This window comes from Sphingomonas sp. Leaf412, from assembly GCF_001425405.1.
GTDB lineage: Bacteria > Pseudomonadota > Alphaproteobacteria > Sphingomonadales > Sphingomonadaceae > Sphingomonas.
Genome location: NZ_LMQP01000003.1, coordinates 466,244 through 492,216 on the forward strand (window position 1 = coordinate 466,244; position 25,973 = coordinate 492,216).

Annotated in this window: 27 protein-coding genes and 1 tRNA gene; 18 read left to right on the top strand and 10 right to left on the bottom strand. The window is 67.9% G+C overall.

Annotated elements, in window-relative coordinates:
• Both ASG29_RS09365 and ASG29_RS09370 read left to right on the top strand, forming a co-directional pair.
• Positions 1 to 293: hypothetical protein (locus ASG29_RS09365; RefSeq protein ID WP_200932417.1), on the top strand; the 293-nt coding region annotated here is incomplete at its 5' end.
• Positions 294 to 352: 59 nt separating this feature from the next.
• The gene (locus ASG29_RS09370) at positions 353 to 1,258 is read left to right on the top strand and encodes a hypothetical protein (RefSeq protein WP_055983117.1); all 906 of its coding nucleotides are present in this window, start codon (positions 353 to 355) and stop codon (positions 1,256 to 1,258) included.
• A gap of 90 nt (positions 1,259 to 1,348) precedes the next feature.
• Here ASG29_RS09370 and era read toward each other — a convergent pair whose 3' ends face one another.
• The 3 genes from era to dnaK form a co-directional block, all read right to left on the bottom strand.
• Positions 1,349 to 2,284 (bottom strand): GTPase Era, encoded by a 936-nt coding sequence (era, locus tag ASG29_RS09375; protein ID WP_055983119.1) that lies wholly within the window; start codon positions 2,282 to 2,284, stop codon positions 1,349 to 1,351.
• Complete coding sequence (gene dnaJ / locus ASG29_RS09380; protein ID WP_055983122.1) at positions 2,281 to 3,402, bottom strand: molecular chaperone DnaJ; 1,122 nt, start codon at positions 3,400 to 3,402, stop codon at positions 2,281 to 2,283. The genes era and dnaJ overlap by 4 nt, the downstream gene beginning before the upstream one ends.
• Positions 3,403 to 3,539: 137 nt before the next feature.
• A complete protein-coding gene (dnaK, locus tag ASG29_RS09385; RefSeq protein WP_055983123.1) occupies positions 3,540 to 5,450 on the bottom strand; it encodes a molecular chaperone DnaK in 1,911 nt (636 codons plus the stop codon).
• A 156-nt stretch (positions 5,451 to 5,606) separates the two neighbouring features.
• Here dnaK and ASG29_RS09390 point away from each other — a divergent pair, with 156 nt between their 5' ends.
• Positions 5,607 to 6,044 (top strand): copper chaperone PCu(A)C, encoded by a 438-nt coding sequence (locus ASG29_RS09390; RefSeq protein ID WP_055983125.1) that lies wholly within the window; start codon positions 5,607 to 5,609, stop codon positions 6,042 to 6,044.
• Between the two features lie 295 nt (positions 6,045 to 6,339).
• Here the strand turns inward: ASG29_RS09390 and rnc are convergent, their stop codons facing one another.
• Together rnc and lepB are read right to left on the bottom strand one after the other, a co-directional pair.
• Entirely contained in the window at positions 6,340 to 7,029 is a 690-nt protein-coding gene (gene rnc / locus ASG29_RS09395; RefSeq protein WP_055983127.1) for a ribonuclease III, read from the bottom strand.
• A 119-nt stretch (positions 7,030 to 7,148) separates the two neighbouring features.
• Positions 7,149 to 7,976 carry a signal peptidase I gene (gene lepB / locus ASG29_RS09400; RefSeq protein ID WP_055983129.1) on the bottom strand — a complete coding sequence of 276 codons (828 nt, stop codon included), beginning with the start codon at positions 7,974 to 7,976 and terminating at the stop codon, positions 7,149 to 7,151.
• A 98-nt stretch (positions 7,977 to 8,074) separates the two neighbouring features.
• On the opposite strand from lepB, the gene pgi reads away from it, so the two are divergent.
• The 5 genes from pgi (at position 8,075) to ASG29_RS09425 (ending at position 12,202) form a co-directional block, all read left to right on the top strand.
• The gene (gene pgi, locus ASG29_RS09405; RefSeq protein ID WP_055983130.1) at positions 8,075 to 9,565 is read left to right on the top strand and encodes a glucose-6-phosphate isomerase; all 1,491 of its coding nucleotides are present in this window, start codon (positions 8,075 to 8,077) and stop codon (positions 9,563 to 9,565) included.
• Between the two features lie 43 nt (positions 9,566 to 9,608).
• On the top strand, positions 9,609 to 9,818 hold the full coding sequence (locus tag ASG29_RS09410; protein WP_055983132.1) for a type II toxin-antitoxin system VapB family antitoxin: 210 nt from the start codon (positions 9,609 to 9,611) through the stop codon (positions 9,816 to 9,818).
• Complete coding sequence (locus tag ASG29_RS09415) at positions 9,812 to 10,228, top strand: PIN domain nuclease (RefSeq protein ID WP_055983135.1); 417 nt, start codon at positions 9,812 to 9,814, stop codon at positions 10,226 to 10,228. Before ASG29_RS09410 ends, ASG29_RS09415 begins: the two co-directional genes overlap by 7 nt.
• Positions 10,228 to 11,577 (top strand): glutathione-disulfide reductase, encoded by a 1,350-nt coding sequence (gorA, locus tag ASG29_RS09420; RefSeq protein ID WP_055985377.1) that lies wholly within the window; start codon positions 10,228 to 10,230, stop codon positions 11,575 to 11,577. The genes ASG29_RS09415 and gorA overlap by 1 nt, the downstream gene beginning before the upstream one ends.
• Before the next feature lie 70 nt (positions 11,578 to 11,647).
• Positions 11,648 to 12,202: a fasciclin domain-containing protein gene (locus ASG29_RS09425; RefSeq protein ID WP_055983137.1), complete on the top strand. Its 555-nt coding sequence runs from the start codon at positions 11,648 to 11,650 to the stop codon at positions 12,200 to 12,202.
• A gap of 94 nt (positions 12,203 to 12,296) precedes the next feature.
• Here the strand turns inward: ASG29_RS09425 and ASG29_RS09430 are convergent, their stop codons facing one another.
• The 3 genes from ASG29_RS09430 to ASG29_RS09440 all read right to left on the bottom strand — a co-directional run bounded on the left by ASG29_RS09430 (position 12,297) and on the right by ASG29_RS09440 (position 13,397).
• Positions 12,297 to 12,740 carry a hotdog fold thioesterase gene (locus ASG29_RS09430; protein ID WP_055983138.1) on the bottom strand — a complete coding sequence of 148 codons (444 nt, stop codon included), beginning with the start codon at positions 12,738 to 12,740 and terminating at the stop codon, positions 12,297 to 12,299.
• On the bottom strand, positions 12,737 to 13,204 hold the full coding sequence (locus ASG29_RS09435) for a hypothetical protein (protein ID WP_055983140.1): 468 nt from the start codon (positions 13,202 to 13,204) through the stop codon (positions 12,737 to 12,739). The genes ASG29_RS09430 and ASG29_RS09435 overlap by 4 nt, the downstream gene beginning before the upstream one ends.
• 106 nt (positions 13,205 to 13,310) lie before the next feature.
• Positions 13,311 to 13,397, bottom strand: a tRNA-Leu gene (locus tag ASG29_RS09440).
• 104 nt (positions 13,398 to 13,501) lie between these two features.
• Here ASG29_RS09440 and ASG29_RS09445 point away from each other — a divergent pair.
• From ASG29_RS09445 to gltB, 7 genes are all read left to right on the top strand, one after another.
• Positions 13,502 to 14,425 (top strand): NAD-dependent epimerase/dehydratase family protein, encoded by a 924-nt coding sequence (locus tag ASG29_RS09445; protein WP_055983142.1) that lies wholly within the window; start codon positions 13,502 to 13,504, stop codon positions 14,423 to 14,425.
• A 9-nt stretch (positions 14,426 to 14,434) separates the two neighbouring features.
• A complete protein-coding gene (locus tag ASG29_RS09450; RefSeq protein WP_055983144.1) occupies positions 14,435 to 15,235 on the top strand; it encodes an undecaprenyl-diphosphate phosphatase in 801 nt (266 codons plus the stop codon).
• Between the two features lie 153 nt (positions 15,236 to 15,388).
• Entirely contained in the window at positions 15,389 to 16,837 is a 1,449-nt protein-coding gene (locus ASG29_RS09455) for an NAD(P)-dependent oxidoreductase (protein WP_055983146.1), read from the top strand.
• Complete coding sequence (locus ASG29_RS09460) at positions 16,834 to 17,130, top strand: nucleotidyltransferase domain-containing protein (protein WP_055983148.1); 297 nt, start codon at positions 16,834 to 16,836, stop codon at positions 17,128 to 17,130. Before ASG29_RS09455 ends, ASG29_RS09460 begins: the two co-directional genes overlap by 4 nt.
• 65 nt (positions 17,131 to 17,195) lie before the next feature.
• A complete protein-coding gene (locus ASG29_RS09465) occupies positions 17,196 to 17,618 on the top strand; it encodes a hypothetical protein (protein ID WP_235532853.1) in 423 nt (140 codons plus the stop codon).
• Positions 17,619 to 17,636: 18 nt separating this feature from the next.
• Complete coding sequence (locus tag ASG29_RS09470) at positions 17,637 to 18,236, top strand: DUF2059 domain-containing protein (protein ID WP_055983152.1); 600 nt, start codon at positions 17,637 to 17,639, stop codon at positions 18,234 to 18,236.
• Entirely contained in the window at positions 18,233 to 22,747 is a 4,515-nt protein-coding gene (gene gltB, locus ASG29_RS09475; protein WP_055983154.1) for a glutamate synthase large subunit, read from the top strand. Before ASG29_RS09470 ends, gltB begins: the two co-directional genes overlap by 4 nt.
• A gap of 92 nt (positions 22,748 to 22,839) precedes the next feature.
• On the opposite strand, the gene ASG29_RS09480 is transcribed toward gltB, so the two are convergent.
• Together ASG29_RS09480 and ASG29_RS09485 are read right to left on the bottom strand one after the other, a co-directional pair.
• Positions 22,840 to 23,235, bottom strand: coding sequence for a type II toxin-antitoxin system VapC family toxin (locus ASG29_RS09480; RefSeq protein WP_055983157.1), 396 nt, complete (start codon positions 23,233 to 23,235; stop codon positions 22,840 to 22,842).
• Positions 23,232 to 23,474, bottom strand: a complete 243-nt coding sequence (locus tag ASG29_RS09485) for a type II toxin-antitoxin system VapB family antitoxin (protein ID WP_055983158.1) — start codon at positions 23,472 to 23,474, stop codon at positions 23,232 to 23,234. The genes ASG29_RS09480 and ASG29_RS09485 overlap by 4 nt, the downstream gene beginning before the upstream one ends.
• 95 nt (positions 23,475 to 23,569) lie before the next feature.
• Between ASG29_RS09485 and ASG29_RS09490 the strand changes: the two genes are divergently transcribed.
• The 3 genes from ASG29_RS09490 (at position 23,570) to hppD (ending at position 25,885) form a co-directional block, all read left to right on the top strand.
• Positions 23,570 to 24,241 (top strand): glutathione S-transferase family protein, encoded by a 672-nt coding sequence (locus tag ASG29_RS09490; protein ID WP_055983160.1) that lies wholly within the window; start codon positions 23,570 to 23,572, stop codon positions 24,239 to 24,241.
• Positions 24,241 to 24,612, top strand: coding sequence for a tRNA-binding protein (locus ASG29_RS09495; protein ID WP_055983162.1), 372 nt, complete (start codon positions 24,241 to 24,243; stop codon positions 24,610 to 24,612). The genes ASG29_RS09490 and ASG29_RS09495 overlap by 1 nt, the downstream gene beginning before the upstream one ends.
• Positions 24,613 to 24,814: 202 nt before the next feature.
• On the top strand, positions 24,815 to 25,885 hold the full coding sequence (gene hppD / locus ASG29_RS09500) for a 4-hydroxyphenylpyruvate dioxygenase (RefSeq protein WP_200932419.1): 1,071 nt from the start codon (positions 24,815 to 24,817) through the stop codon (positions 25,883 to 25,885).
• The last annotated feature ends 88 nt before the right edge of the window (positions 25,886 to 25,973 follow it).

Here is a 25,973-nt window from a genome sequence, read left to right on the forward strand (position 1 = left end):
CCGAGCGCAAGGGCGAGGATTCGACCTATCGCGATGCGTGGCTGCGGCTGGGGCGCGTGGTCATGGACGTCGACCTCGCCGGCCTGCTGATCCGCTGCTTCCATGGCGGCAACACATGGGATCGCGGGCATTTCGAGCGCCGCGTGGCGTTGCGGCCGCGCGATATTGTGGAGTGGCGGGTGCGGCGGCTGATCGGACGCGAGGCGGGCTATTCCGCGTTCCGCCTGTCGCCGCGGCAACGGGCGTCGTTCGACGCCTTCATGGCGCATTCGCGCGCGCTGGGGCTGTTCTGACCCGGATCGAGCGCCTGCGGACATGGGCCGCGACACCGGCGGCGAAGCGGTGGGGGACGGTGCTGCGCTGGCTGTTCCTGGCCGCGATGGTCGCGTGGCTGGTGTTGAAGGTGCGCGCGATCGGGTGGCGCGAGGTCGTCGCGTCGCTGCCGACGCATCCGTTGTTCTACCTGTTGTTCTTCGTCAATTTCCTGATCCTGCCCGCGTCGGAGACGATCGTCTTCCGCCTGATCCTGCGGCGGCCGTTGCCGGGGGCTTTCCCGGTGCTGATCCAGAAGCGGGTCTATAATTCCGCGCTGGTCGGCTATTCGGGGGAGCTGGTGTTCCTGCTGTGGCTGAAGAACCGGCTGGGCATGGCGACGAAGCCGATCCTGCTGGCGCTGAAGGACAATGCCATCCTGTCCGCGGTGGCCAGCGGCGTGGTGACCGCGGGGTTGCTCGTCGCCTTTGCGGCGGGGGGGCATGCGAAGGCGATCGCGGGGTGGCTGCATCCGGGACCGGCGTTGCTGGTCGCGGGCGGGCTGGGGGCGGCGTTCGTGGTGCCGGTGCTGTTTCGGATGCGGCGAAAGCTGATCGCGCTGCCGAAGGGCGTGGCGTGGGGGGTGCTGGGCATCCATGTCGGGCGGATCGTACTGGTCGTGCTGTTGCAGGCGGCACAATGGGCGGTGGTATTGCCGGCGGAGAAGTTGAGCACGTGGCTGGTGTTCCTGACCGCGCAGATGGTGATCTCGCGCCTGCCGATCGTGCCCAATCGCGACCTGCTGTTTCTGTCCGCGGGGCTCGAGCTGAGCAATACCATCGCCGGGCCGCGAGAGGCGATGGCGGGGTTGCTGTTGGCGGGGGGGGCGTTGACGCAGGGGATGAACCTCGCGTTCTTCGTGGTGACGGCGTTGCTGCCCAAGCCGCCGGTGGTGGCGGAGCGGGTCGAGGAGGAGGATGGGGAGGGGATCGCCGGGGTGGCTTGACCCCCGTCCGTCATTGCGAGCGTAGCGAAGCAATCCAGTGCGTCGCGCGGGACCCTGGATTGCTTCGCTGCGCTCGCAATGACGATGCGCCTAATCCACCCAGTCGAGCCCGATGTCGCGATAGACGCCGCGGTCCTCGTCCCAGCCGGGTTTCACCTTCACGTGCAGGTACAGATGCACCGGGCGGTCGAGCAGGGTCGCCAGTTCGGCGCGCGCGCGGGCGCCGATCTCGCGGATGCGGGTGCCGCCCTTGCCCAGCACGATCGCGCGCTGCGTCGGGCGTTCGACCAGGATCTGCTGGTGGATTTCCGCCGACCCGTCGGGGCGTTCCTCGAACTTCTCGGTCTCGACCACGCTGGCGTAGGGCAGTTCGGCGTGGAGTTGTAGATACAATTGCTCGCGCGTAACCTCCGCGGCCATCGCGCGTTCGGTGGCGTCGGACACCTGATCCTCGGGATAATGCCACGGCCCCTGCGGCAATACCGCGGCGAGCGCGCGCTTCAGTTCCGCGATGCCGTCGCCGGTCGTGGCGGAGACGAAGAAGGTTTCGGCGAACCCGACCATCGCGTTCAGCCGCTCCGCATGGAGCAGCAGGCGCGGCTTGTCCGCCAGGTCGACCTTGTTGAGGATCAGATATTTGCGCTCCGGCCGGTCCTTCAGCGACTCGGCGATGTCGGTCACCTTCGCGGGCAGGCCGCCCTTGGCATCGACCACCAGCGCCAGCACGTCGGCGCCGTCGGTTCCGCCCCATGCCGCCGCGACCATCGCGCGGTCGAAGCGGCGGGTGGGTTCGAAGATGCCGGGGGTGTCGACCAGCAGCAGCTGGGTCCGCCCCTCGATCGCGACGCCCATCAGGCGCGTGCGGGTCGTCTGCGCCTTCGGACTGACGATCGCGACCTTCTGTCCGACGAGCGCGTTGACCAGCGTCGACTTGCCCGCGTTGGGCGCGCCGACGACCGCGACGAGGCCGCAATGATGCGCCGCATCGGGAGCCGAATGTTGCGAATGTTGAATCGAATCGCTCATTCCGCAACGAACGCGTTCTTCAGGCGGCTGAAGAAACCCTGGCTCTGCGGGCATTCGTCGCCCGTCTCGGTTTCGCGGAACATCTCCAGCAATTCGCGCTGGCGGGTCGACAGTTTGGTGGGGGTTTCCACCTCCACCTGCACGACCAGGTCGCCGTGGCCGCGGCCTTGCAGGACGGGCATCCCCGCGCCGCGCTGGCGCAATTGCTTGCCCGACTGGATGCCGGCGGGAATCTTCACCTCGTGCCGGCGACCGTCGAGGCCGGGGATCGAGAGCATCCCGCCCAGCGACGCGGTCGTGAAGCTGATCGGCGCGCGCGCGAACAGGGTGGTGCCCTCGCGTTCGAACAGGTTGTGCCGCTTCACGTGCAGGAAGATGTAGAGGTCGCCCGGTGGGGCGCCGCGCGCGCCCGCCTCGCCCTCGCCCGACAGGCGGACGCGCGTGCCCTCGTCCACGCCGGGGGGGACGTTGACCGACAGCGTCTTGGTCTTCTCGACGCGACCCTCGCCGCGGCAGTCGGGGCAGGGATCGGTGATGACCTGTCCGGAGCCGTGGCAATGCGGGCAGGCGCGCTCGACGACGAAGAAGCCCTGTTGCGCGCGCACCTTTCCATGGCCGTTGCAGGTGTTGCAGGTGTGCGCATGGGTGCCGGGGCGTGCGCCATGGCCGTGGCAGGTGTCGCAGGCCGCGGAAATGTCGACCGTGATCTCGGTCTCCTTCCCGTGGAACGCTTCCTCCAGCGTGATTTCCATGTCGTAGCGCAGGTCCGCGCCGCGGCGCGCCTGCTGCCGCCCGCCGCCGCCGCCGCGACCGCCCATGAACTCGCCGAACACGCTCTCGAAAATGTCGGAGAAGCCGCTGAAATCCTGCCCGCCGCCGCCGCCGCCGCCGTTCTTGAACGCGGCGTGGCCGAAGCGATCGTAGGCGGCGCGCTTCTGCGGATCCTTGAGGCATTCATACGCCTCGCTGACCGCCTTGAAGCGCGATTCGCTGTCCTTGCAACCCGCGTTCTTGTCCGGGTGATATTTCATCGCGAGCTTGCGATAGGATGATTTGATCGTCCCCGCGTCCGCGGTCCGCTCGCATTCGAGCAGTTCGTAATAATCTACTTCGGTCATCTAACGCCCCCGCCCTTCGCGCCGTCACCCCGGCGGAGGCCGGGGTCCAGAGCCACAAGCGGTGTCGCCTGAAACTCTGGATACCGGCCTTCGCCGGTATGACGGGGGAGGGTCATGCCACTTTATTCCGGCTTACATCACGCCTTGTTGTCGTCGACCTCGGAGAATTCCGCGTCGACCACGTCGTCGTTCTTGGGGGCGTCCGCACCCGCGGTCTCGCCCGCGGGCGAGGCTTCCGACTGCGCCTGCTTCTCGTAGATCGCCTGGCCCAGCTTCATGGCGACCTGCGCCAGCGCCTGCGCCTTCTCGTTCATCGCCTCGGGCTCGCCCGCCTCGACCGCCGCCTTCGCGGCGTCGATCGCGGACTGGATCTCGCCCTTCAGTGCGTCGTCGACCTTGTCGCCGTTGTCGGCCAGCTGGCGCTCGGTCGTGTGGATCAGGCTTTCGGCGTTGTTCTTCGCCTCTGCCGCGGCACGGCGCTTCTTGTCTTCCTCGGCGAAGCTTTCCGCATCCTTCACCATCTTGTCGATGTCGGCGTCGGACAGGCCGCCCGATGCCTGGATGCGGATCTGCTGCTCCTTGCCTGTGCCCTTGTCCTTGGCGGACACGTTCACGATGCCGTTGGCGTCGATGTCGAACGTGACCTCGATCTGCGGCACGCCGCGCGGCGCGGGGGGGATGCCGACCAGGTCGAACTGGCCCAGCATCTTGTTGTCCGCCGCCATCTCGCGCTCGCCCTGGAAGACGCGGATCGTCACCGCGCCCTGATTGTCCTCGGCGGTCGAGTACGTCTGCGACTTCTTCGTCGGGATCGTCGTGTTGCGGTCGATCATGCGCGTGAACACGCCGCCCAGCGTCTCGATGCCGAGCGACAGCGGGGTCACGTCGAGCAGCAGGACGTCCTTCACGTCACCCTGAAGCACGCCCGCCTGGATCGCCGCGCCCATGGCGACGACCTCGTCCGGGTTGACGCCGGTGTGCGGGTCCTTGCCGAAGAACGCCTTCACCGCCTCGCGCACCTTGGGCATGCGGGTCATGCCGCCGACGAGGACGACTTCCGAAATCTCGTCCGCCTTCATGCCCGCATCGGCCAGCGCCTTCTTCATCGGCTCGATCGTGCGCTTGATGAGGTCGTCGACCAGACGCTCCAGATCGGCGCGGCTGATCGTCTTGACCAGATGCTTCGGCCCGTTCTGGTCCGCGGTGATGAAGGGCAGGTTGACCTCGGTCGAGGCGGCCGACGACAGTTCGATCTTCGCCTTCTCCGCCGCTTCCTTCAGCCGCTGGAGCGCCAGCTTGTCCTTGGCGAGGTCGATGCCCTCGTCCTTCTTGAAGCCTTCGGCCAGGAATTCGACCAGCTTGTTGTCGAAATCCTCACCGCCCAGGAAGGTGTCGCCGTTGGTCGCCTTCACCTCGAAAACGCCGTCGCCGATCTCCAGAATCGAGACGTCGAACGTGCCGCCGCCCAGATCGTAGACCGCGATCGTCTTGCCGTCCTGCTTGTCGAGGCCATAGGCCAGCGCCGCCGCGGTCGGTTCGTTGATGATGCGCAGCACCTCGAGGCCCGCGATCTGGCCCGCGTCCTTCGTCGCCTGCCGCTGCGCGTCGTTGAAGTACGCGGGTACGGTGATGACCGCCTGCGTCACCGTCTCGCCCAGGTAGGATTCAGCGGTTTCCTTCATCTTCTGCAACGTGAAGGCGCTGATCTGCGACGGGGAATAATCCTTGCCCCCCGCCTTGACCCACGCGTCGCCGTTGGCGCCCTTCACGATCGTGTAGGGGACCAGCTCGGTATCCTTCTTCGTGATCGGATCGTCGAACCGGCGACCGATCAGGCGCTTCACCGCGAAGATGGTGTTGTCGCCGTTCGTGACCGCCTGACGCTTCGCCGGCTGGCCGACCAGCCGCTCGCCGTCCTTGGCGAAGGCGACGATCGACGGCGTCGTGCGCGCGCCCTCGGCATTCTCGATCACCTTGGGCTTCCCGCCCTCCATGACCGCGACGCACGAATTGGTGGTGCCCAGATCGATACCGATAACTTTTGCCATGAGTGCCCTACTAGCCCCTATCGTGATGCGAGCGGCGGCGCCCCGTTTCGGCAGCGCAACCGCAGTGACGGCTGGCGATATAGGTGGCATCCGCCTTGCCGCAAGATTGGCGGTTGCGTAGGCCGCGACGGGATTGTTCCACGACGGGAGACGGCGATGCGCGCGGGGTTTGCGATGGTGATGGCGATCGCGTCGACTGGGGCCTGTTCCAAGGCGGCGGCGCCGGCCGCGAGCGATGCGTGGGTGCGGCTGGCGGCGGTACCGGGGCGCCCGGCGGCGGCCTATTTCACGCTGCACGGCGGGGCGGGCGCGGCGACGCTGGCACAGGTGTCGGCGCCGGGGGTGGCGCGGATCGAGCTGCACGAGAGCCGCATGACGGGCAACGGCATGATGGCGATGAACGCGCTGGCGGATGTGCCGGTGCCCGCGGGCGCGACGGTGAAATTCGCCCCGGCGGGCAATCATGCGATGCTGTTCGGCGTGCCCGCGGACGTGAAGCCGGGCGGCACGCTGGTGCTGACGTTCCGCTTTTCCGACGGGACCGCGGTGCAGGCGCCGGCGAAGGTATTCGGTGCGGGGGAGGCGGGGCTGTAATCCGTTCGCGCGAAGACGCGAAGACGCGAAGACGCGAAGGGATGAAGAAGGTGGGTTCACGCGGAGGCGCGGAGACGCGGAGTGGTCGCGCTGGTGGCCTCGTCTCGCGCCGGCGAGACCTTCATCTTCCCGGCTACCGATATCTGATCCGCCTGCGGCGGCTCGAAACCCTGCCCACAGCGCAACGCCTCCGCGTCTCCGCGCCTCCGCGTGAACCCCGACCCGGTTCGTCGGTATCGTGACGCCGGCCAGAAACGCGACCCCTTCGCGTCATCGCGTCTTCGCGTGAACAACTTTACCGCCGCCGTTTCTTCGGCGCGGCCTTCGCCTCCAGCATCGCCAGCAGCGCGGCGGCGGCGGCGGTTTCGGCTTCCTGCTTGCTGGTCCCCTGCGCGCTCGCCTCGTCGGGGCCGACCACGGCCTTCACCGTGAAGCGCGGGGCGTGGCCGGGGCCGGAGCGGTCGACGATGGCATAGGCGGGCACGGCGCGGCGGTTCGCGGCGGCCCATTCCTGCAACGCCGATTTGGGATGTTGCGGCGCGCGCGTGTCGGTCGCCACGCGATCCGCCCACAGGCGGCGGACGAGCGTGCGCGCGACGTCCAGCCCCGCCTCCTGATAGACCGCGCCCAGCAGCGCCTCCATCACGTCGCCCAGCACGTTGTCGCTGTCGCTCGCGCCGTCGTCGCGCGCCTGCTTGCCCAGCCGCAGGTGCGGCACGACGCCCAGGTCGCGCGCCACCTGCGCGCAGACCGCCCCCGTCACCAAAGCGTTGAACCGCTTCGATAAATTTCCCTCGGGTTCGTCGGGGAAGGTTTCGTACAGCCATTCGGCCATCACGAGGCCCAGCACGCGGTCGCCGAGGAATTCCAGCCGCTCGTAGCTGGCGGTCGCGCGGCTGGAATGCGTCAGCGCGCGGTCGAACCGGGCGGGGTCGCGCGGCCGGTGGCCCAGCGCGGCTTCGACCCAGTCGGCGGTGGCGGTCATCGCCAACCACCGCTCGCGCGTCGCCCGGACGCGTTCGCGGCGCCGATGCTTCGAGACGGCACTTCGGCTTCGCTCAGCGTTTCCTCAGCACGAACGGGGTGGCGCGCCGCCATCCTTCGTCAGAAGCCGTGGCCGATCCGGTCCCAGCGCGCGGCGCTGACCCAGGTCCACGGCTTGATCCATTCCGCCGAACCGTCGGTGGACCAGAAGGTGACGATCGCCTTCCCCTGGATCCGGTCCATCGGGATGAAGCCCATGCCGACCGGGGGGGCGAAGCGGCTGTCCGCGCTGTCGTCGCGATTGTCGCCCATCAGGAAGACGTGGCCGGCGGGGACGGTATAGACCTCGGTATCGTCGGCGACGGGGATGTTCTGCTGGTCCAGCACCTCGTACGACTTGCCCTCCGGCAACGTCTCGCGGAAGCGCGGGTAGCGGCAGATCGGCTGCTGTGCGGCGTTCAGCGCCTGGAACGGCGTGCCGCATTTTTCGACCGGGAAATTGGGCGTGATCGGCACGATGAAGTCGGCGACGCGCTGCTTCGGGATCGCCTTGCCGTTCAGGAACAGCTGGCCATTGCGCATCTGCACCGTATCGCCGGGCAGGCCGATGATCCGCTTGATGACGTCGTGGTCGTCGGGCGCCATCGAGCGGAAGACGACCGTGTCGCCGCGCGCCGGGTCGCGCGCCAGGATGCGGCCGGGGATCAGCGGGACGCCGAACGGCAGCGACCAGCGCGAATAGCCGTAGTTCCATTTCGAAATGAACAGATAGTCGCCGATCAGCAGCCGCGGCAGCATCGATTCCGAGGGGATCGAGAAGGGCGAGAAGATGAAGCTGCGCAACACGAACACGATCAGCGCGAATTTCAGGAAGAAGCGGATCGTCTCCCCCGTCTCGCTTCGGGGCGTCGCGCTCTTTTGCTTGCCGGGGGCATCGGGGGTAGCCATGGGACGGGGCGTTGCGCGAGCGCGCCGGACACGTCAAGCGGAGCCTTGAGCCATGTCGGTCGTTCGCGGGACACGCACGACAATCGAAAGGTGACGACATGGCGGACTGGTCGCGGATCGAGGCATTGCCGCAGGAGCGGCTGGAGGCCCTGTTCGCCGCCGATGCCGGGCGGCTGGCGCGCCTGACGCTGGACGTGGCGGGGATCCATTTCGACTGGTCCAAGACGCACCTGACCGCGGACGCCGTGGCGGCGTTCGAGGCGCTGGCGAAGGAAACCGACCTCGCCGGACGGCGCGAGGCGATGTTCGCGGGCGCGCATATCAACAGCACCGAGGACCGCCCGGTCGAGCATACCGCGGAGCGCGGCGAGGGCAGGGCGGAAAGCGTGCAGGCCGCGGCGATCCAGCACGCCCGGATGCGCGCGGTGATCGACGCGATCGAGGCGGAGGCGTTCGGCCCGGTGCGCCACATCCTGCACGTCGGGATCGGCGGATCGGCGCTGGGGCCGCACCTGCTGGTCGACGCGCTGGGGCGCGACAGCGACCGGTACGACGTGGCGATCGTGTCCAATGTCGACGGCATGGCGCTGGACGACGTGTTCGAGCGCTTCGATCCCGCGACGACGCTGCTGGTGATCGCGTCCAAGACCTTCACGACCACGGAAACGATGATGAACGCGACCAGCGTCATCGACTGGATGCAGGGTGCGGGCGTCGACGACCCCTACGGCCGCGTCATCGCGCTGACCGCCGCACCCGACAAGGCGGTGGAATGGGGCGTGGACGAGACGCGCGTGCTGGGCTTCGGCGAGGGCGTCGGCGGGCGCTATTCGCTGTGGTCGTCGATCGGCTTTCCCGCGGCGGTGAAGCTGGGGTGGGACCAGTTCGAGGAATTGCTGGACGGTGCGGCGGAGATGGACCGCCATTTCCGCCTGTCCGCGCTGCACGAGAATGCGCCCGCGCTCGCGGCGTTCGCCGACCTTTATTATACGCAGGTGCGCAAGGCCGAGACGCGCGCGCCCTTCGCGTATGACGAGCGGCTGCGCCTGCTGCCGAGCTACCTCCAGCAGCTGGAGATGGAATCGAACGGGAAGAGCGTGGGGCTGGACGGCCAGCCGGTCGGCCGCCCGACCGCGCCGATCACCTGGGGCGGGGTGGGGACCGATGCGCAGCATGCGGTGTTCCAGCTGCTGCATCAGGGCACGCATTTGATCCCCGTCGAATTCCTGGCGGTGATCGAGGCGGGGGACACCCTGCCCGAGGAGCATCACCGCCAGTTGCTGCTGAACGCGTTCGCGCAAGGGGCGGCGTTGATGAAGGGCAAGCAGGCGGACGATCCCGCGCGCTCGTATCCGGGCGACCGGCCGTCGTCGACGTTGCTGCTCGACCGGCTGGACGCGCGGACGCTGGGCGCGCTGATCGCCTTTTACGAGCATCGCACGTTCGTGAACGGCGTGCTGCTGGGGATCAATTCGTTCGACCAGTTCGGCGTCGAGCTGGGTAAGGAAATGGCGAAGGCGGCAGGCCAGGGGGGCGGGGATTTCGATCCGTCCACCACCGACCTGATCGCGCGGGCGGGGCTGGAATAGCGGCTGGCAGACGCTATGTGTATGAAACGGCGGAGGCGTACACATGCGGACGAATATCGATATCGACGACGATTTAATGTCGATCGCCATGCGCGTAGCCGGCAAGAAGACAAAGCGCGAGACGGTGGACAAAGCGCTGCGTCAGATGGTCGCGATCGCGCAGCAGGAAGCGTTGCTCGAGCTTCGCGGTATCGGGTGGGAGGGCGATCTGGATGAGATGCGCACAAGCAAATATGCGGGCCAGACTTGGTAACGCTGGTCGATTCAAGTGTCTGGATCGATTTCCTGCGGGATCGCGATACGCCGCAGACTGATCGGCTGATCCGGCTTCTTCGCTCGACCAAAATTCTGACCGCGGACCTCGTGCTGACCGAGGTATTGCAGGGCGTCCGCGACGAGCGGGCGCATGATCGTGCACTCGAACTGCTCAGCCTTCCCGGCATTTTGTCTGTTTCCAGTGCGGAAGTGGCGATACAGGCGGCACGAAACTATCGACATCTCCGTGGGCGGGGCATCACGATCCGCAAGACCATCGACACCCTGATCGCCACGCGCTGCATCCTCGACGGCATCCCGCTGTTATACGCCGACCGCGACTACGATCCCTTCGTCCAGCACCTCGGCCTCCGGTCGGCGATGGACCTGCCCACCGGAGCCGAATGATGCCTGATTACGACTACGACCTCTTCGTCATCGGCGCCGGTTCGGGGGGCACGCGCGCGGCGCGGGTGGCGGCGGCGCATGGGGCGAAGGTGGCGGTGGCGGAGGAATATCGCGTCGGGGGGACGTGCGTCATCCGCGGGTGCGTGCCCAAGAAGCTGCTCGTCTACGGCGCGCATTTCGCGGAGGATCTGAAGGACGCGCGCCGCTTCGGCTGGCAGGTGCCCGACACGTGCGCGTTCGACTGGACATGCCTTCAGGAAAACGTGCTGGCGGAGGTGGACCGGATCAACGCCGCCTATACCGACACGATCGGCAATGCGGGGGCGGAGATCATCCTGCAACGCGCCACCGTGTCGGGTGCGAACGAGGTGACGCTGGCGGACGGGACGAAGAAGACCGCGAAGGTCATCCTGATCGCGGTCGGCGCGCATCCCGCGGTGCCCGACTGCCCGGGCAGCGAGCATGGCATCACCAGCAACGAGGTATTCCACCTCGACGCCATCCCGAAGCGCATCCTGATCGCGGGCGCGGGCTATATCGCCAACGAGTTCGCGGGCATCTTCCACCAGTTCGGCGCGCATGTGACGCTGATGAACCGCAGCAAGGAGATCCTGCGCGGCTACGACCTGCAAATCCGCGACCGCCTGCTCCAGATCAGCATGATGAAGGGGCTGGAGTTCAAGTTCGACGCCACGTTCCAGGGGATCGAGAAGGGCGATGACGGGTGCCTGACCGTTTCGATGTCGGGGCACGATCCGGTGACGGTGGACATGGTCCTGTTCGCCACCGGGCGGTTGCCGAACACCGCGGGGCTGGGGCTGGACAGCGCGGGCGTCGCGCTGGACGACAAGGGCGCGGTGGTGGTGGATGCGGACAATCGCTCCACCTGCCCCTCGATCTACGCCATCGGCGACGTCACCAACCGTATCCAGCTGACCCCGATCGCGATCCGCGAGGGGCAGGCGTTCGCGGACAACCTGTACGGGGGCAAGGCGACGACGGTCGATTACGACTGCGTCCCCAGCGCGGTGTTCAGCCATCCGCCGATCGCGGGCGTCGGCCTGACCGAGGCGGAGGCGCGGCAGAAGCTGGGGTCGGTGAAAGTGTATTCCAGCGATTTCCGCCCGATGAAGAACGTGCTGGCCAATCGCGACGAGCGCGCGCTGTACAAGATGGTGTGCGACGGGGAGACGGACCGCGTCGTCGGCATCCACATGATCGGCCCGGACGTACCGGAAATCATCCAGGCCGCGGCCGTGGCGGTGAAGGCGGGGCTGACCAAGGCGCAGTTCGACGACACGGTCGCGCTGCATCCCACGATGGCGGAGGAACTGGTGCTGCTGAAATAGTCGCGCAACTTTCGGGCGGTCCGGCACGTATCCCCTCCCGCGTCCCAACGAGGGCGCGAGGAGAAATCGCATGACCGTTTCCAGATTTTCCGGCGCCCTGCTCGCCTGCGCCGCAATGCTCGCCACGCCCGCCATCGCGGGCCAGGCCAATCCGCGTGTCGGCGGTGCGGCGATGCTGCCGTCCAAGAACATCGTCGAGAATGCGGTGAATTCGAGGGATCACACGACGCTGGTCGCCGCGGTGAAGGCCGCGGGCCTGGTCGAGACGCTGTCGGGCCCCGGCCCCTTCACCGTGTTCGCGCCGACCAACGCCGCCTTCGCGAAGCTGCCCGCGGGCACGGTCGACACGCTGGTGAAGCCGGAGAACAAGGCGCAGCTGACGACGATCCTGACCTATCACGTCGTCCCCGGCACGATGACGTCGAAGGACATCGCGAAGGCGATCAAGGACGGCGGCGGGAAGGCGACGCTGACGACCGTGCAGGGCGAGCCGCTGACCGCGTCGATGATGGGCCGCACGCTGATGCTGACCGACGCCAAGGGCGGGATGAGCCACGTGACGATCGCGGACGTGCGCCAGTCGAACGGCGTGATCCACGTCGTCGACACCGTGCTGATGCCGTAAACGAGCGCTCGTCATTGCGAGGAGCGTAGCGACGCGGCAATCCAGGGTGGCGCTCGTCGCCCTGGATTGCTTCGCTACGCTTGCAATGACGGTATCATGTGGCCGGCGCCCCGCGATCGCGCGGGATGATCGCGACGGTGAAGCGGGAGATGCACACCAGCTTCCCCGCTTCGTCCTCGATCCGGATCGACCAGACCTGCGTCGACCGGCCCCGCGCCTCCGGGCGGGCGGTCGCGGTGACCCAGCCCGCTCCCGCCGGGCGGACGTGGTTGGCGTTGATCTCCAGCCCCACCGCGGCAAAATGCGCCGGATCCACCGTCATCGCGCCCGCGACCGATCCCAATGTCTCCGCCAGCGCGACCGACGCGCCGCCGTGCAGCCGGCCGTAGGGCTGCATCGTCCCCGCGTTCACGGGCATCCGCGCCGCGATCCAGTCGTCCCCGACCGCGGTGAATTCTATCCCCAGGTGCCCCGCCATGCTGTCCGCGCCGAATGCGTTCGCGCGCGCCAGGTCGGGAAGGCCGTCGTGCCAGATCATGGCGTCACTCCGTCGAAGGGCAGGATCGTTTCATATTGCGCCAGCGGCGGCGCGCCGGGAACGCGGGCGCCCGCGCGCAGCAGGAAGGCGTGGCGCACGATCTCCGCCTGCTGCTCGATCCCGTAGCGCTTCAGCGGCCAGCCCGGCTTCACGCTGTAATGGTAGCGGCAGAAGGGATGGCGCGCGAGCGGGAGACAGATGCCGCGCTGATGCTGCCACACGTGGCACATTTCGTGGACGAACAGCCCTTGCAGGTCGAGCGGCGCGGCGCAGAAATCGTCGCGGCACAGGCCGCCGTCGGGATGGAAGTGGATCGTGCCCGACGGCGCCATGACGACGCCGCGCGGCTGGAAGAACGCCCATTTGCGCTGCGCGATGCGGACCGGCGCATAATCGATCGCATCGCCGTAGACGGAACGGGCCAGCGCGATCTCGCCGGGGGTAAGGGGGCGGTCGTCGGCCATCCGCCCGACATCGCGCGGGCGGCGCGCGGGCGCAACCGATAATGGACCGGCCCGGAGGCGCCCCGCCGGGGCCCTCGCCGCAAGTGCTTGCCCTTCGGTGGAAAAATGGTGCCCAGAAGAGGACTCGAACCTCCACGACCTTGCGATCGCCAGCACCTGAAGCTGGTGCGTCTACCAATTCCGCCATCTGGGCACGGGGTAGGCGGGTGCCCCTAGGGGAGGGTGCGCGGCCTTGTCAACAGGGCGTTCGCGCGGCAAGGGCGGGGGCACGCATAAAGTCAGGCAGGGCGCGCTTTCATGAAGGACACATTGGTCACGCTGATCGGCGGCGGGGGCTTCATCGGCCGCTACGTCGCGCAGGCGCTGCTCGCGCACGGCGCGCGCGTCCGCATCGCGGGGCGCGATCCGCGCAAGTCGTACTTCATCAAGCCGCTGGGCGGCCTGGGCCAGACGCAGTTCGTCGCGGCCGACGTGACGCGGCCCGACACGATCGCGCGCGCGGTGCAGGGCGCGGACGGGGTCGTGAACCTGGTCGGCGTGTTCGACGGCGACCTGGACCGCGTCCATGTCGACGGCGCGCGCGCCATTGCGGAGGCGGCGGCGCGCGAGGGGGCGGCGATGGTGCACGTTTCCGCCATCGGCGCGGACAGCGAATCCCCGGCGCGCTACGCCCGGACGAAGGCGGCGGGGGAGGCGGCGGTGACGGCCGCGCTGCCCCATGCCACGATCCTGCGCCCCGCCACGGTGTTCGGCCGCGAGGACCAGTTCGTGAACCGGTTCGCGGGCATGATCGCGTCGCTGCCGATCGTGCCGGTGCTGAAGCCCGGCGCGCGGTTCCAGCCGGTATATGTGGGCGACGTGGCCGACGCGGTCGTCGCCGCGCTGGCGGATCGCGACACGTTCGGCGGGCGCACGTTCGAACTGGGCGGGCCGGAAGTCCTCACGATGCTGGAACTGCATCGCCGGATCGCCACCGCGATCGGGCGCGATCCGACGTTCGTGCCGCTGCCCGACGTGGCGGGGAAGCTGTTGTCGGCATTGCCGCTGTCGCCGATCTCCGCCGACCAGTGGAAGCTGCTCCAGCGCGATACCGTGGTCGGGGATCGTGCGGAGGGGCTCGACGCGCTGGGCGTCGCGCGCACGCCGCTGGACGCGATCACGCCGGGCTGGCTGGTCCGCTACGCCCGCGCGGGCCGCTTCGGCCTGCGCGCGCGCGCCTGAGGATCGTCGATGAACGACCTGCTGACCGCCGTCATCCTGGGCATCGTCGAGGGGGTGACCGAATTCCTGCCGGTGTCGTCCACCGGGCATCTGGTGCTGGCGACCGAATTGCTGGGCTATGATCCGCAGCGCTGGGCGGTGTTCAACATCGCGATCCAGCCCGGCGCGATCCTGGCGATCGTGGTCCTGTACTGGCGCACGTTCCTGGCGGTGCTGACCGGCCTGACGAAGCGCGAGCCGCAATCGATCGCGTTCGTGCGCAACCTGCTGATCGCCTTCGTCCCCGCGGTCGCGCTGGGGCTGGCGTTCAACGACGAGATCGAGGCGTTGCTGGAGAATGCAGTCGTCGTCGCCTGGGCATTGATCGCGGGCGGCATCGCGATCCTGGTCATCGAGCGGCTGGCGAAGACGCATCCGGTGGGCGGCATCGCGGGCGTATCGGCGATGCAGTCGGCCAAGATCGGCATCGTCCAGTGCATCGCGATGATCCCGGGCGTCAGCCGGTCGGGCGCCACGATCATGGGGGCGATGGCGCTGGGGATCGATCGCCGGACCGCGGCGGAATTCTCCTTCTTCCTCGCGCTGCCGACGCTGACGGGCGCGACGGTGTTGCAGATGCTGAAGCATCGCGACGCGATCACGGGCGGGGACCTGCAACTGATCGCGGTCGGTTTCGTGGTGTCGTTCGTCGTCGCGCTGGCGGTGGTGAAGGCGTTTCTGGCGGTGGTGACGAAGCATGGGTTCGCGCCCTTCGCTTGGTACCGGATCGTGGCCGGCGTCGCGGCGCTGGCGTTCCTGACGCTGAAGTAGGGCCGGTTCGGGTCCATGATGTCGATCTATCCAGGAATTGCCGTGCGAATTTACTGCGGCGCTTCCTAAATAGGGAAGCGATACTGCCGTATCGGCCCAAAAATGCGTGACAATTGCCTCCGGCTATGGCAATGACGGCCGCGGAGGACATCGATGGCCGACATGTTGCAGTTCGTCGACACGGCGCAGGCTTATCCGGCCAAGCGCACCGCAACCGATCGTGCGGAGGATTTCCGCGAGATCGCGGAGCGGTACGCGATGCCCGCGGCGGAGGATCAGGCCGGACGCTGTTCCCAATGCGGCGTGCCCTATTGTTCGGTCCATTGCCCACTGCACAACCATATCCCCGACTGGCTGCGCCTGACCGCCGAGGGGCGGCTGCGCGAGGCGTACGAACTGTCGAACAGCACCAGCACGATGCCCGAAATCTGCGGCCGCATCTGCCCGCAGGACCGGTTGTGCGAGGGCAATTGCGTGATCGAGTTCACCGGCCACGGCGCGGTGACGATCGGATCGGTCGAGAAGTTCATCACCGACACCGCGTGGGAGGAAGGCTGGGTCGAACCCCTGGTCGCCGGTCCCGTGCGCGGGCAGTCGGTGGGCGTGATCGGAGCGGGTCCCGCGGGGCTGACCGCGGCGGAATACCTGCGCGTCCACGGCTATGACGTCCACGTCTACGACCGCCACGACCGCGCGGGCGGGCTGCTGACCTACGGCATCCCGGGCTTCAAGCTGGAGAAGCCCGTCGTCATGCGCCGCGTCGACCGGCTGAAGGCGGGCGGGATCGTGTTCCACGAAGGGTTCGACGTCGGCCGCGATGCGACGATGGCGCAATTGCGCGACCGCCACGACGCCCTCCTGGTCGCCACCGGCGTGTACAAGGCGCGCGCGATCGACGTCGGCGGGGCGGACGCGGACGGCGTCGTCGCGGCGCTGGACTATCTTGTCGCGTCCAACCGCAAGTCGTTCGGCGACGCCGTGCCCGAATTCGAGGACGGACGCCTGAACGCGGACGGCAAGCATGTCGTCGTCATCGGCGGCGGCGACACCGCGATGGATTGCGTGCGCACCGCGGTGCGGCAGGGCGCGGCGTCGGTCCGCTGCCTGTACCGCCGCGACCGCGCCAACATGCCGGGCAGCCAGCGCGAGGTCGCCAATGCGGAGGAGGAGGGCGTCGAGTTCGTCTGGCTCGCCGCGCCCGAATCGTTCGCGGTGGCCGACGATCGCGTCTCGCACGTCCGCGCGAACCGGATGCGGCTGGGCCGCGCGGACGCCAGCGGCCGCCGCGCGCCGGAGGTCGACCCCGGCCAGGCGCAGGACCTGCCCGCCGACCTGGTCATCAAGGCGCTGGGCTTCGACGCGGAGGAACTGCCGCACCTGTGGGACGCGCCCGAACTGGGCGTCACGCGCTGGGGGACCGTGCTGGTCGATCCCCGGACGCTGATGACCAGCCTGGACGGCGTATTCGCCGCGGGCGACATCGTGCGCGGCGCCAGCCTGGTCGTGTGGGCGATCCGCGACGGCCGCGACGTCGCGGCGCAGATGCACAAATGGCTGAAGGCGAACGCGAAGGTGGCCGTACGGGAACGGGTGGCGGCGTGAGGCTGGACCGCGGCGAGGTATATGCGATCAAGCGGGCGGCGGCTCATGCGTTCGGCGCCGATGCGGTCGTGCGCCTGTTCGGCAGCAGGGCCGACGATACGCGCCGGGGCGGCGACATCGACCTGCATATCGAAACCGGGCCGGCGATCGACGAATGGACGGCACGCGGGCGCTTCGAGGAAAATCTGTTCGCACGCATCGACGATCAGAAGGTCGACGTGACGGTCCGGAACCGGGAAGCCCCGATGAAGGGGATCGACGTGATCGCATATCGCGACGGGATCGTCCTGTGACCCGCGACGGCGAGATCGTCATTCTCAAGGAGCATATCGCGACGTTCGAGCGACTTGCCGATCGGATGGTCGAGGTGCGCGCGCGGATCGATGCGATGATGCCGATGACGGCGGCACGTCTGGTGACCCTCGTCGGCGACGACCATATATACGTGCTCGCCTTCCTGAAGACCTACGAGCAGTTCGAGGAGACGCTCGGTCGCACGTTGAAGACGATCGCGATGATCCTACAGTTCGGCAAGTTCGAGCGCCTGTCGCCACGGGACGTGGCACAGCGGGCCGTATCCTTGGGTATCCTCAGCGATGGCAGGGATTGGGCGGATGCGGTGCGTGTCCGCAACGAACTGGCGCACGAATATCCGCTCGATCCGGAAAAGCAGGCCGGACAGGTCAATGCGGCCTGGGACACGTGCGCGACGCTGTTCGCAACGGCGGATGCGATCCGGGATTTCGTGAACCGCGAAAGGCTGTTGTATGGCGACTTGTAGCCTGCACGGCGATCAGCAGTGACGATCGCCGCCGCCGTCATCCTGATCGCCGCGCTGCCGGGGGCGGCGGACGTTTCCGCCGCGCGACGGATCGCCATCGCGACGGTGCGGCCGCCGCGCACGCTGGCCGATGCGCTGGCGCAGTTCGACCGGCAGTTCGACGCGGGCTATGCCCGCGCCGGGGGCGGCACCGCGACGACCGCCGTCCAGAAACGGCGCCTGTCGCGGATGCGCGCCGCGGGGCGGGCGGAGATGTCGCGGCAGCTGACGACCGACGCCATCCCGCGGCTGCTGACCCTGACCGAGCGCGACTATCGCGCCAATTTCACGCCGGCGGAGCTGGCGAGGATCGCCGCCTTCTGGACCTCGCCCGCGGGCGAGGCGCTGGTGCAGGCGATGCCGCGCGCGGCGGGGCAGGGGGGCACGCTGACCCTGCCGCCCGAGCATCGCGATACGATCACGACCTATCTCACCTCGCCCGAGGCGCGGAAGGAATCGGCGCGCTCCGCCACGTTGCGCGGCGAGATGGCGACGGTGATGACCGCCTTTCTCCAGCGTGCCCAGCCGAAGATCACCGCCCGCATCGCCGCGGCGGGAAAGACAGGAACGACGCCATGACCGCGACCGACGCGCACCGCGCCCATCTTGCCGAACACGGCATGTACCGGCCCGATTACGAAGGCGACGCATGCGGCGTCGGCCTGGTCGCGGCGACCGACGGGCGGCCGTCGCGCCGCGTGGTGCAGTCCGCGATCGATGCGCTGAAGGCGGTGTGGCATCGCGGCGCGGTCGACGCCGACGGCAAGACCGGCGACGGCGCGGGGCTGCACGTCGACCTGCCCGTCCGCTTCTTCGACGATTGCGTGGCGGCGAGCGGGCACAAGGCGATGCCCAACCGGCTGGCGGTCGGCATGATCTTCCTCCCGCGCACCGACCTGGGCGCGCAGGAGACGTGCCGCACGATCGTGGAAAGCGCGATCATCGAGGCGGGCTACACCATCTACGGCTGGCGCCGGGTGCCCGTCGACGTGAGCGTGATCGGTGCGAAGGCGCAGGCGACCCGGCCCGAGATCGAGCAGATCATGATCGCCGGGCCGATGCCCGACGACGTGGACGAAACCGAGTTCGAGAAGAACCTGTACCTGGTCCGCCGCCGGATCGAGAAGCGCGTGATCGCGGCGCAGATCCAGGGTTTCTACATCTGTTCGCTGTCGTGCCGCTCGATCATCTACAAGGGCCTGTTCCTCGCCGAATCGCTGTCGGTATTCTACCCCGACCTGAACGACCAGCGGTTCGAATCGCGCGTCGCGATCTTCCACCAGCGGTATTCGACCAACACCTTCCCGCAATGGTGGCTGGCGCAGCCGTTCCGGTGCCTGGCCCACAATGGCGAGATCAACACGATCCGCGGCAACAAGAACTGGATGCTGAGCCACGAAATCCGCATGGCCAGCATCGCGTTCGGCGAGCATAGCGAGGACATCAAGCCGGTGATCCCCGCGGGCGCGAGCGATACCGCCGCGCTGGACGCCACGTTCGAGGCGATCTGCCGGTCGGGCCGCGACGCGCCGACCGCGAAGCTGATGCTGGTGCCCGAGGCGTATTCGGACGACATGCCGCCCGCGCATGTCGCGATGTACCAGTATCTGGCGTCCGTCATGGAGCCGTGGGACGGCCCCGCCGCGCTGGCGATGACGGACGGACGCTGGGCGGTGGCGGGCGTGGACCGCAATGCGTTGCGTCCGCTGCGCTTCACCGAAACCGCGGACGGCCTGCTCGTCATCGGATCGGAGGCCGGGATGGTCGTCGTGCCCGAAAGCACAATCGTGGCGAAGGGACGGCTGGGGCCGGGGCAGATGATCGCGGTCGACCTGAAGGAAGGCCGCGTGCTGCGCGACCGCGAGGTGAAGGACCGGATCGCGGCCGAGCAGGATTACGCCGCGATGATCGGCGAATTCTCCACCATCGACCACCTGCCGCCCGCGCCCGAAGGCGCGCTGCCGCGCTACGCCCGCGCCGACCTGGCGCGGCGCCAGGTCGCGGCGGGGCAGACGATCGAGGACATGGAGCTGATCCTGTCGCCGATGGTGGAGACGGGGAAGGAAGCCATCGGATCGATGGGCGACGATACCCCGCTGGCGGTCATCAGCGACAAGCCACGGCTCATCAGCCAGTTCTTCCGCCAGAATTTCAGCCAGGTCACGAACCCGCCGATCGACCCGCTGCGCGAACGATACGTCATGTCGCTCAAGACGCGGTTCGGGAACCTCGCCAACATCCTCGACACCGAGGATCGGCGCGAGCGCGTGCTGGTGCTGGAAAGCCCGGTGCTGACGGCGACCGACTGGGGACGGCTGAAGGCGTATTTCGGCACCAGCGCGGCGGACATCGACTGCACGTTCGAGGCCGGCGGTGGCCCCGACAAGCTGCGCGCCGCGATCCAGCGCATCCGCAACCAGGCGGAACAGGCGGTGCGCGAGGGGCGCAGCGAATTGTTCCTGACCGACGAGAACATCTCCGAGGATCGCGTCGCCATCCCCGGCGTGCTGGCCGCGGCGGCGGTCCACACCCATCTGGTCCGGCGCGGCCTGCGCAGCTACGCGTCGGTCAACGTCCGCACCGCGGAATGCCTGGACACGCATTATTACGCGGTGCTGATCGGCGTCGGCGCGACGACGGTGAACGCGTACCTGGCCGAAGCCGCGATCGCGGACCGCCATGCGCGCGGCCTGTTCGGCGACCTCGCGCTCGACGAATGCCTGAAGCGGCACCGCAAGGCGATCGAGGAAGGGCTGCTGAAGATCATGTCGAAGATGGGGATCGCGGTGATATCCAGCTATCGCGGCGGCTACAATTTCGAGGCCGTGGGACTGAGCCGCGCGCTGGTCAACGACCTGTTCCCCGGGATGCCCGCGAAGATCAGCGGCGAGGGCTATGCCTCGCTCCACGTCAACGCGACCGAGCGGCACGAGGCGGCGTTCGACGTCGCGGTGGCGACGCTGCCGATCGGCGGCTTCTATCGCCAGCGGCATACGGGGGAGGCGCACGCCTATTCGGCGCAGCTGATGCACCTGTTGCAGACCGCGGTGTCGACCGACAGCTATTCCACGTACCTGCAATTCTCCCGCGGGGTCGGCGACCTGCCGCCGATCTACCTGCGCGACCTGTTCCAGTTCAACTTCCCGAACGAGGGCGTGCCGCAGGATCAGGTCGAGGCGATCACCGAGATCCGCAAGCGTTTCGTGACGCCGGGCATGTCGCTGGGCGCATTGTCGCCGGAAGCGCACGAGACGCTGGCGATCGCGATGAACCGCATCGGGGCAAAGGCCGTGTCCGGGGAGGGCGGCGAGGACAAGGCGCGCTACCAACCCTATGCCAATGGCGACAACGCGAATTCGGTCATCAAGCAGATCGCGTCCGGCCGCTTCGGCGTGACCGCGGAATATCTGAACGCGTGCGAGGAGATCGAGATCAAGGTCGCGCAGGGCGCCAAGCCCGGCGAGGGCGGGCAGCTGCCCGGGTTCAAGGTGACCGAGTTCATCGCCAAGCTGCGCCATGCGACGCCGGGCGTGACGCTGATCTCCCCGCCGCCGCACCACGACATCTATTCGATCGAGGATCTGGCGCAGCTGATCTACGACCTGAAGCAGATCAACCCGCGCGCGCGCGTGTGCGTGAAGCTGGTCAGTTCGGCGGGCATCGGCACCGTCGCGGCGGGCGTGGCGAAGGCGCATGCCGACGTCATCCTGGTGTCCGGCCATGTCGGCGGCACCGGTGCCAGCCCGCAGACGTCGATCAAATATGCGGGCACGCCGTGGGAAATGGGGCTGAGCGAGGTCAACCAGGTCCTGACGCTGAACGGCCTGCGCGGTCGGATCAAGCTGCGCGCGGACGGGGGGCTGAAGACGGGGCGCGACATCGTCATCGCCGCCATCCTGGGCGCGGAGGAATATGGCATCGGCACGCTGTCGCTGGTCGCGATGGGCTGCATCATGGTCCGGCAATGCCATTCCAACACCTGCCCCGTGGGCGTGTGCACGCAGGACGAGGCACTGCGCGCCAAGTTCGTCGGCACGCCGGAGAAGGTCATCAACCTCATGACCTTCATCGCGGAGGAAGTGCGCGACATCCTGGCGCGGCTGGGCGTGCGCAGCCTGGACGAGGTGATCGGGCGGACCGAATTCCTGCGGCAGGTCAGCCGCGGGGCGGAGCATCTCGACGACCTGGACCTCAACCCGATCCTGGCCAAGGTTGATGCGCCGGATGCGGAGCGGCGGTTCAGCCTGTCCACGTTCCGCAACGAGGTGCCCGACAGCCTGGACGCGCAGATCATCAAGGACGCCGCCCCCGTGTTCTCACGCCGGGAGAAGATGCAGCTGACCTATTCGGTCCGCAACACGCACCGCGCGGTCGGCACGCGATTGTCGAGCGAGATCACGCGGGCGTTCGGGATGGCGACGCTGGCGGACCACCACGTCACCGTCCGGTTGCGCGGGTCGGCGGGGCAGAGCCTGGGCGCGTTCATGTGCAAGGGCATCACGCTGGAGGTGTTCGGCGACGCCAACGATTATGTCGGGAAGGGATTGTCGGGGGGCATCATCGTCGTCCGTCCCGCGGTGTCGTCGCCGCTGGCCAGCCAGGACAATACCATCATCGGCAATACCGTCCTGTACGGCGCGACGTCGGGCAAATTGCTGGCGGCGGGGCAGGCGGGCGAGCGGTTCGCGGTGCGCAATTCGGGCGCGACCGTGGTGGTCGAGGGCTGCGGTGCGAACGGGTGCGAATATATGACCGGCGGGGTCGCGGTCGTGCTGGGCGAGGTGGGCGCGAATTTCGGCGCGGGGATGACGGGCGGGATGGCGTTCGTCTACGACGCGGAAGGGACGTTCGCGCGCCGCGCCAATGCCGAGAACATCGTGTGGCAGCGCGTGGCCTCCGCGCATTGGGAGGGCGTGCTGCACCAGCTGGTGCGCGAGCATGCGGGTGCGACCGACAGCCGCTGGTCGAAGAACATGCTGGACGAATGGGATCGCGCGGTCGGCCGGTTCTGGCAGGTGGTGCCGAAGGAGATGCTGACACGGCTGTCGCATCCGCTGGACGATGCGGCGGTGCTGGAGGCGGCGGAATAGCGGGGCCTGCCGTCATTGCGAGCGATGCGAAGCAATCCAGGGTTGCGCGCGACACCCTGGATTGCCGCGCTTCGCTCGCAATGACGGAGGGGTCAGGCGGGTAGCGCGGACGGGATATCGGTCCGCGCGAAATCCGCGCCCTTGTAGAGGAGCGGGCAACCCGCGATGCGCGCGACGGCGTAGGACATGCAGTCGCCGTAGTTCAGCGCCGCGGGATGCCGGCCCTTGCCGAAGCGCAGGAAGGCGTCGGTCGCGGCGTCGAGATGGCGGGGGGTGAAGTCGATGGCTTCGGCGTCGATGTCGGCGAGCAGTTCCGGCAGATCGTAGAGCAAGCGCGGCGACTTCCCGGAGGCGACAATCGTCGTTTCCAGCAGCGTCGGGGCGCCGATCAACACACGATCCGCCCCGCCGATCGCGGACGTGAGCGCTCCGGCCTCCGGCTCGTTCAGCAATATGGCGATCAGCACGGACGTGTCGACGGCGATCACCGCGGTGCGCCGTGTTCGTCGTAGCCGATGATCTCGTCCGGGGTGCGCGGGTCGATCTCATACGTCGCGACGCGATCCTGTATCCGCCGGATTCGCTCCTCCAGCGGCGGTCTTTCCACCGAGCGCTCCAGCTCCCGATGCACCGCCATCCCGATCGCGTCGGTCAGCGACAGTCCGCGTTCGGTCGCGAGGCGGCGGATCGCGCGCTCGATCTCCTCGTGCTTGATGCTGATGCCCATGCCTTTTGCATAACACGCCGACCTGCATTCCAGAATGGCCGGAATTACCCGACGCCCCTTCCCCCGCGCGCCCCTTTCGCCGTAACGGTGGCGTCATGTGGCAACTCCACCAATTCCCCCTGTGTCCGTTCACCCGCAAGGTCCGCATCCTGCTGAACGAAAAGGACGTCGGCTATCAGCTGGTGCGCGAGAACCCGTGGGAGCGGCGCGACGGGTTGGTCGACCTGAACCCCGCGGGGCAGACGCCGGTCATGATCGATCAGGAGCGCGACGTCGTGCTGGTCGATTCGATGGCGATCTGCGAATATCTGGAGGAGACAGTCGATCGCGTCGCGATGCTGAACGGCACCGCCGCGAACCGGGCGGAGATCCGCCGGCTGGTCACGTGGTTCGACACCCATTTCTATCGCGACGTGACGCAGCCGCTGCTGGACGAACGCATGCTGAAGCGCGTCGTCCACCGCACCGCACCCGACGCGTCGCGCCTGCGCGAGGCGATGAAGTCCGCGGTCGGGCACCTCGATTACATCGACTTCCTGCTCGACCATCGCAAATGGATCGCGGGCGCGACGATCAGCCTCGCCGATCTGGCGGCGGCGGCGCAGATCAGCGTCGCGGACTATCTGGGCGGGATCGACTGGACCGGGCACGGCCATGCCAAGGCATGGTATGCCGCGTTCAAGAGCCGCCGCAGCTTCCGCCCCCTGCTCGCCGAGCGGCTGAGCGGGATCGAGCCGCCCGCCTATTACGAGAATCCGGACTTCTGATGCACGTCGTGCCCGACCCTGCCGCCGCGGTCGCGCCCGCCATCGCGTTCGACGATTTCATGAAGGTGGACGTGCGCGTCGGCACGATCGTCGCCGCCGACCCCTTCCCGCAGGCGCGCAAGCCCGCCTATCGACTGACGATCGATTTCGGCCCGACGATCGGCCGGAAACGGTCGTCGGCGCAGATCACCGAGCATTATACGCCGGACGATCTGATCGGCCGGCAGGTGGCGGCGGTGGTGAACTTCCCGCCGCGGCAGATCGGGCCGTTCATGAGCGAGGTGCTGACGCTCGGCTTCCCCGATGCGGACGGGAAGGTCGTGCTGGTCACGCCCACCGTGGGTGTCCCCGACGGCGGGCGGCTGTTCTGACGCCGCTGTTCCTCGCCGCGCTGTCGGCCGCGGCGCCGACCGCATCCGTCCGGACACCGCCTGGTCGGTCGAGCTGAGCACCACGCGCGCGGTGCCCGAATGGGACGGGCGGCGCACCGCGATCATGCTCACCCCCGGCGGTTGACTTGCGCGCTCGCGCGACCGATATGGTAACGATTGATACTATGTCGGAGCGCTGACGATGGAACATATGGACGTCAACCCGATGGGTCTGGACGGGTTCGAGTTCGCGGAATTCACCTCTCCCGACGCCGACGCGCTGATCCACCAGTTCGCGCTGCTCGGATTCGTACCGTCGCAACGCCATCCGACGAAGGCGGTGGTCCGCTACACGCAGGGGCGGATCACGCTGCTGCTGAACCAGGAGACGACGGGGCAGGCGGCGGACTTCCGCGCCGCGCACGGCCCGTCCGCCAACGGCATGGCGTTCCGCGTCGCGGATGCGAAGGCCGCGTTCGATGCCGCCATCGCGGCGGGCGCGACCGCCGCCGATGCCTCGCGCGGGGCATTGGGCGACGATGCCTTCGTGCTGGAGGGGATCGGCGGATCGCTGCTGTACCTGGTCGACAGGCACGGGGACGCAGGGTCGCTGTACGACGAGTGGGAGGAGATCCCGAACTGGCGCGAGAGCGCGGCGGCGAACAACGTCGGGCTCGATATCCTCGACCACCTGACCCACAACGTGCGGCGCGGGCAGATGCGCCACTGGGCCGAATTCTACGGGCGCATCTTCGGCTTCGAGGAGCAGAAGTATTTCGACATCAAGGGCAAGGCGACCGGCCTGTTCAGCCAGGCGATGATCGCGCCGGACAAGGCGATCCGCATCCCCCTGAACGAAAGCCAGGACGATCACAGCCAGATCGAGGAATTCATCCGCGATTACAATGGCGAAGGCATTCAGCATCTCGCGCTGACCACCGACGACATCTACGCCACGGTGGAGAAATTGCGCGCGCGCGGCGTGAAGTTGCAGGATACGATCGAGACCTATTACGAACTGGTCGACAAGCGCGTGCCGGGCCATGGCGAGGACCTGGAGCGGCTGCGTGCGAACCGCATCCTGATCGACGGCGACGTGCAAGACGAGGGCATCCTGCTCCAAATCTTCACCGAGAACATGGTCGGCCCGATCTTCTTCGAGATCATCCAGCGCAAGGGGAACGAGGGCTTCGGCAACGGCAATTTCCAGGCGCTGTACGAATCGATCGAGCTGGACCAGATCCGGCGTGGTGTGATTACGGTCGACGCGTAGAATATCCTCCCCGGCACGGGGAGGGGGACCGCCCGGCATCGCCGGGTGGTGGAGGGGGTTATCCACGAACGCTCCGCCTGTGGCACGC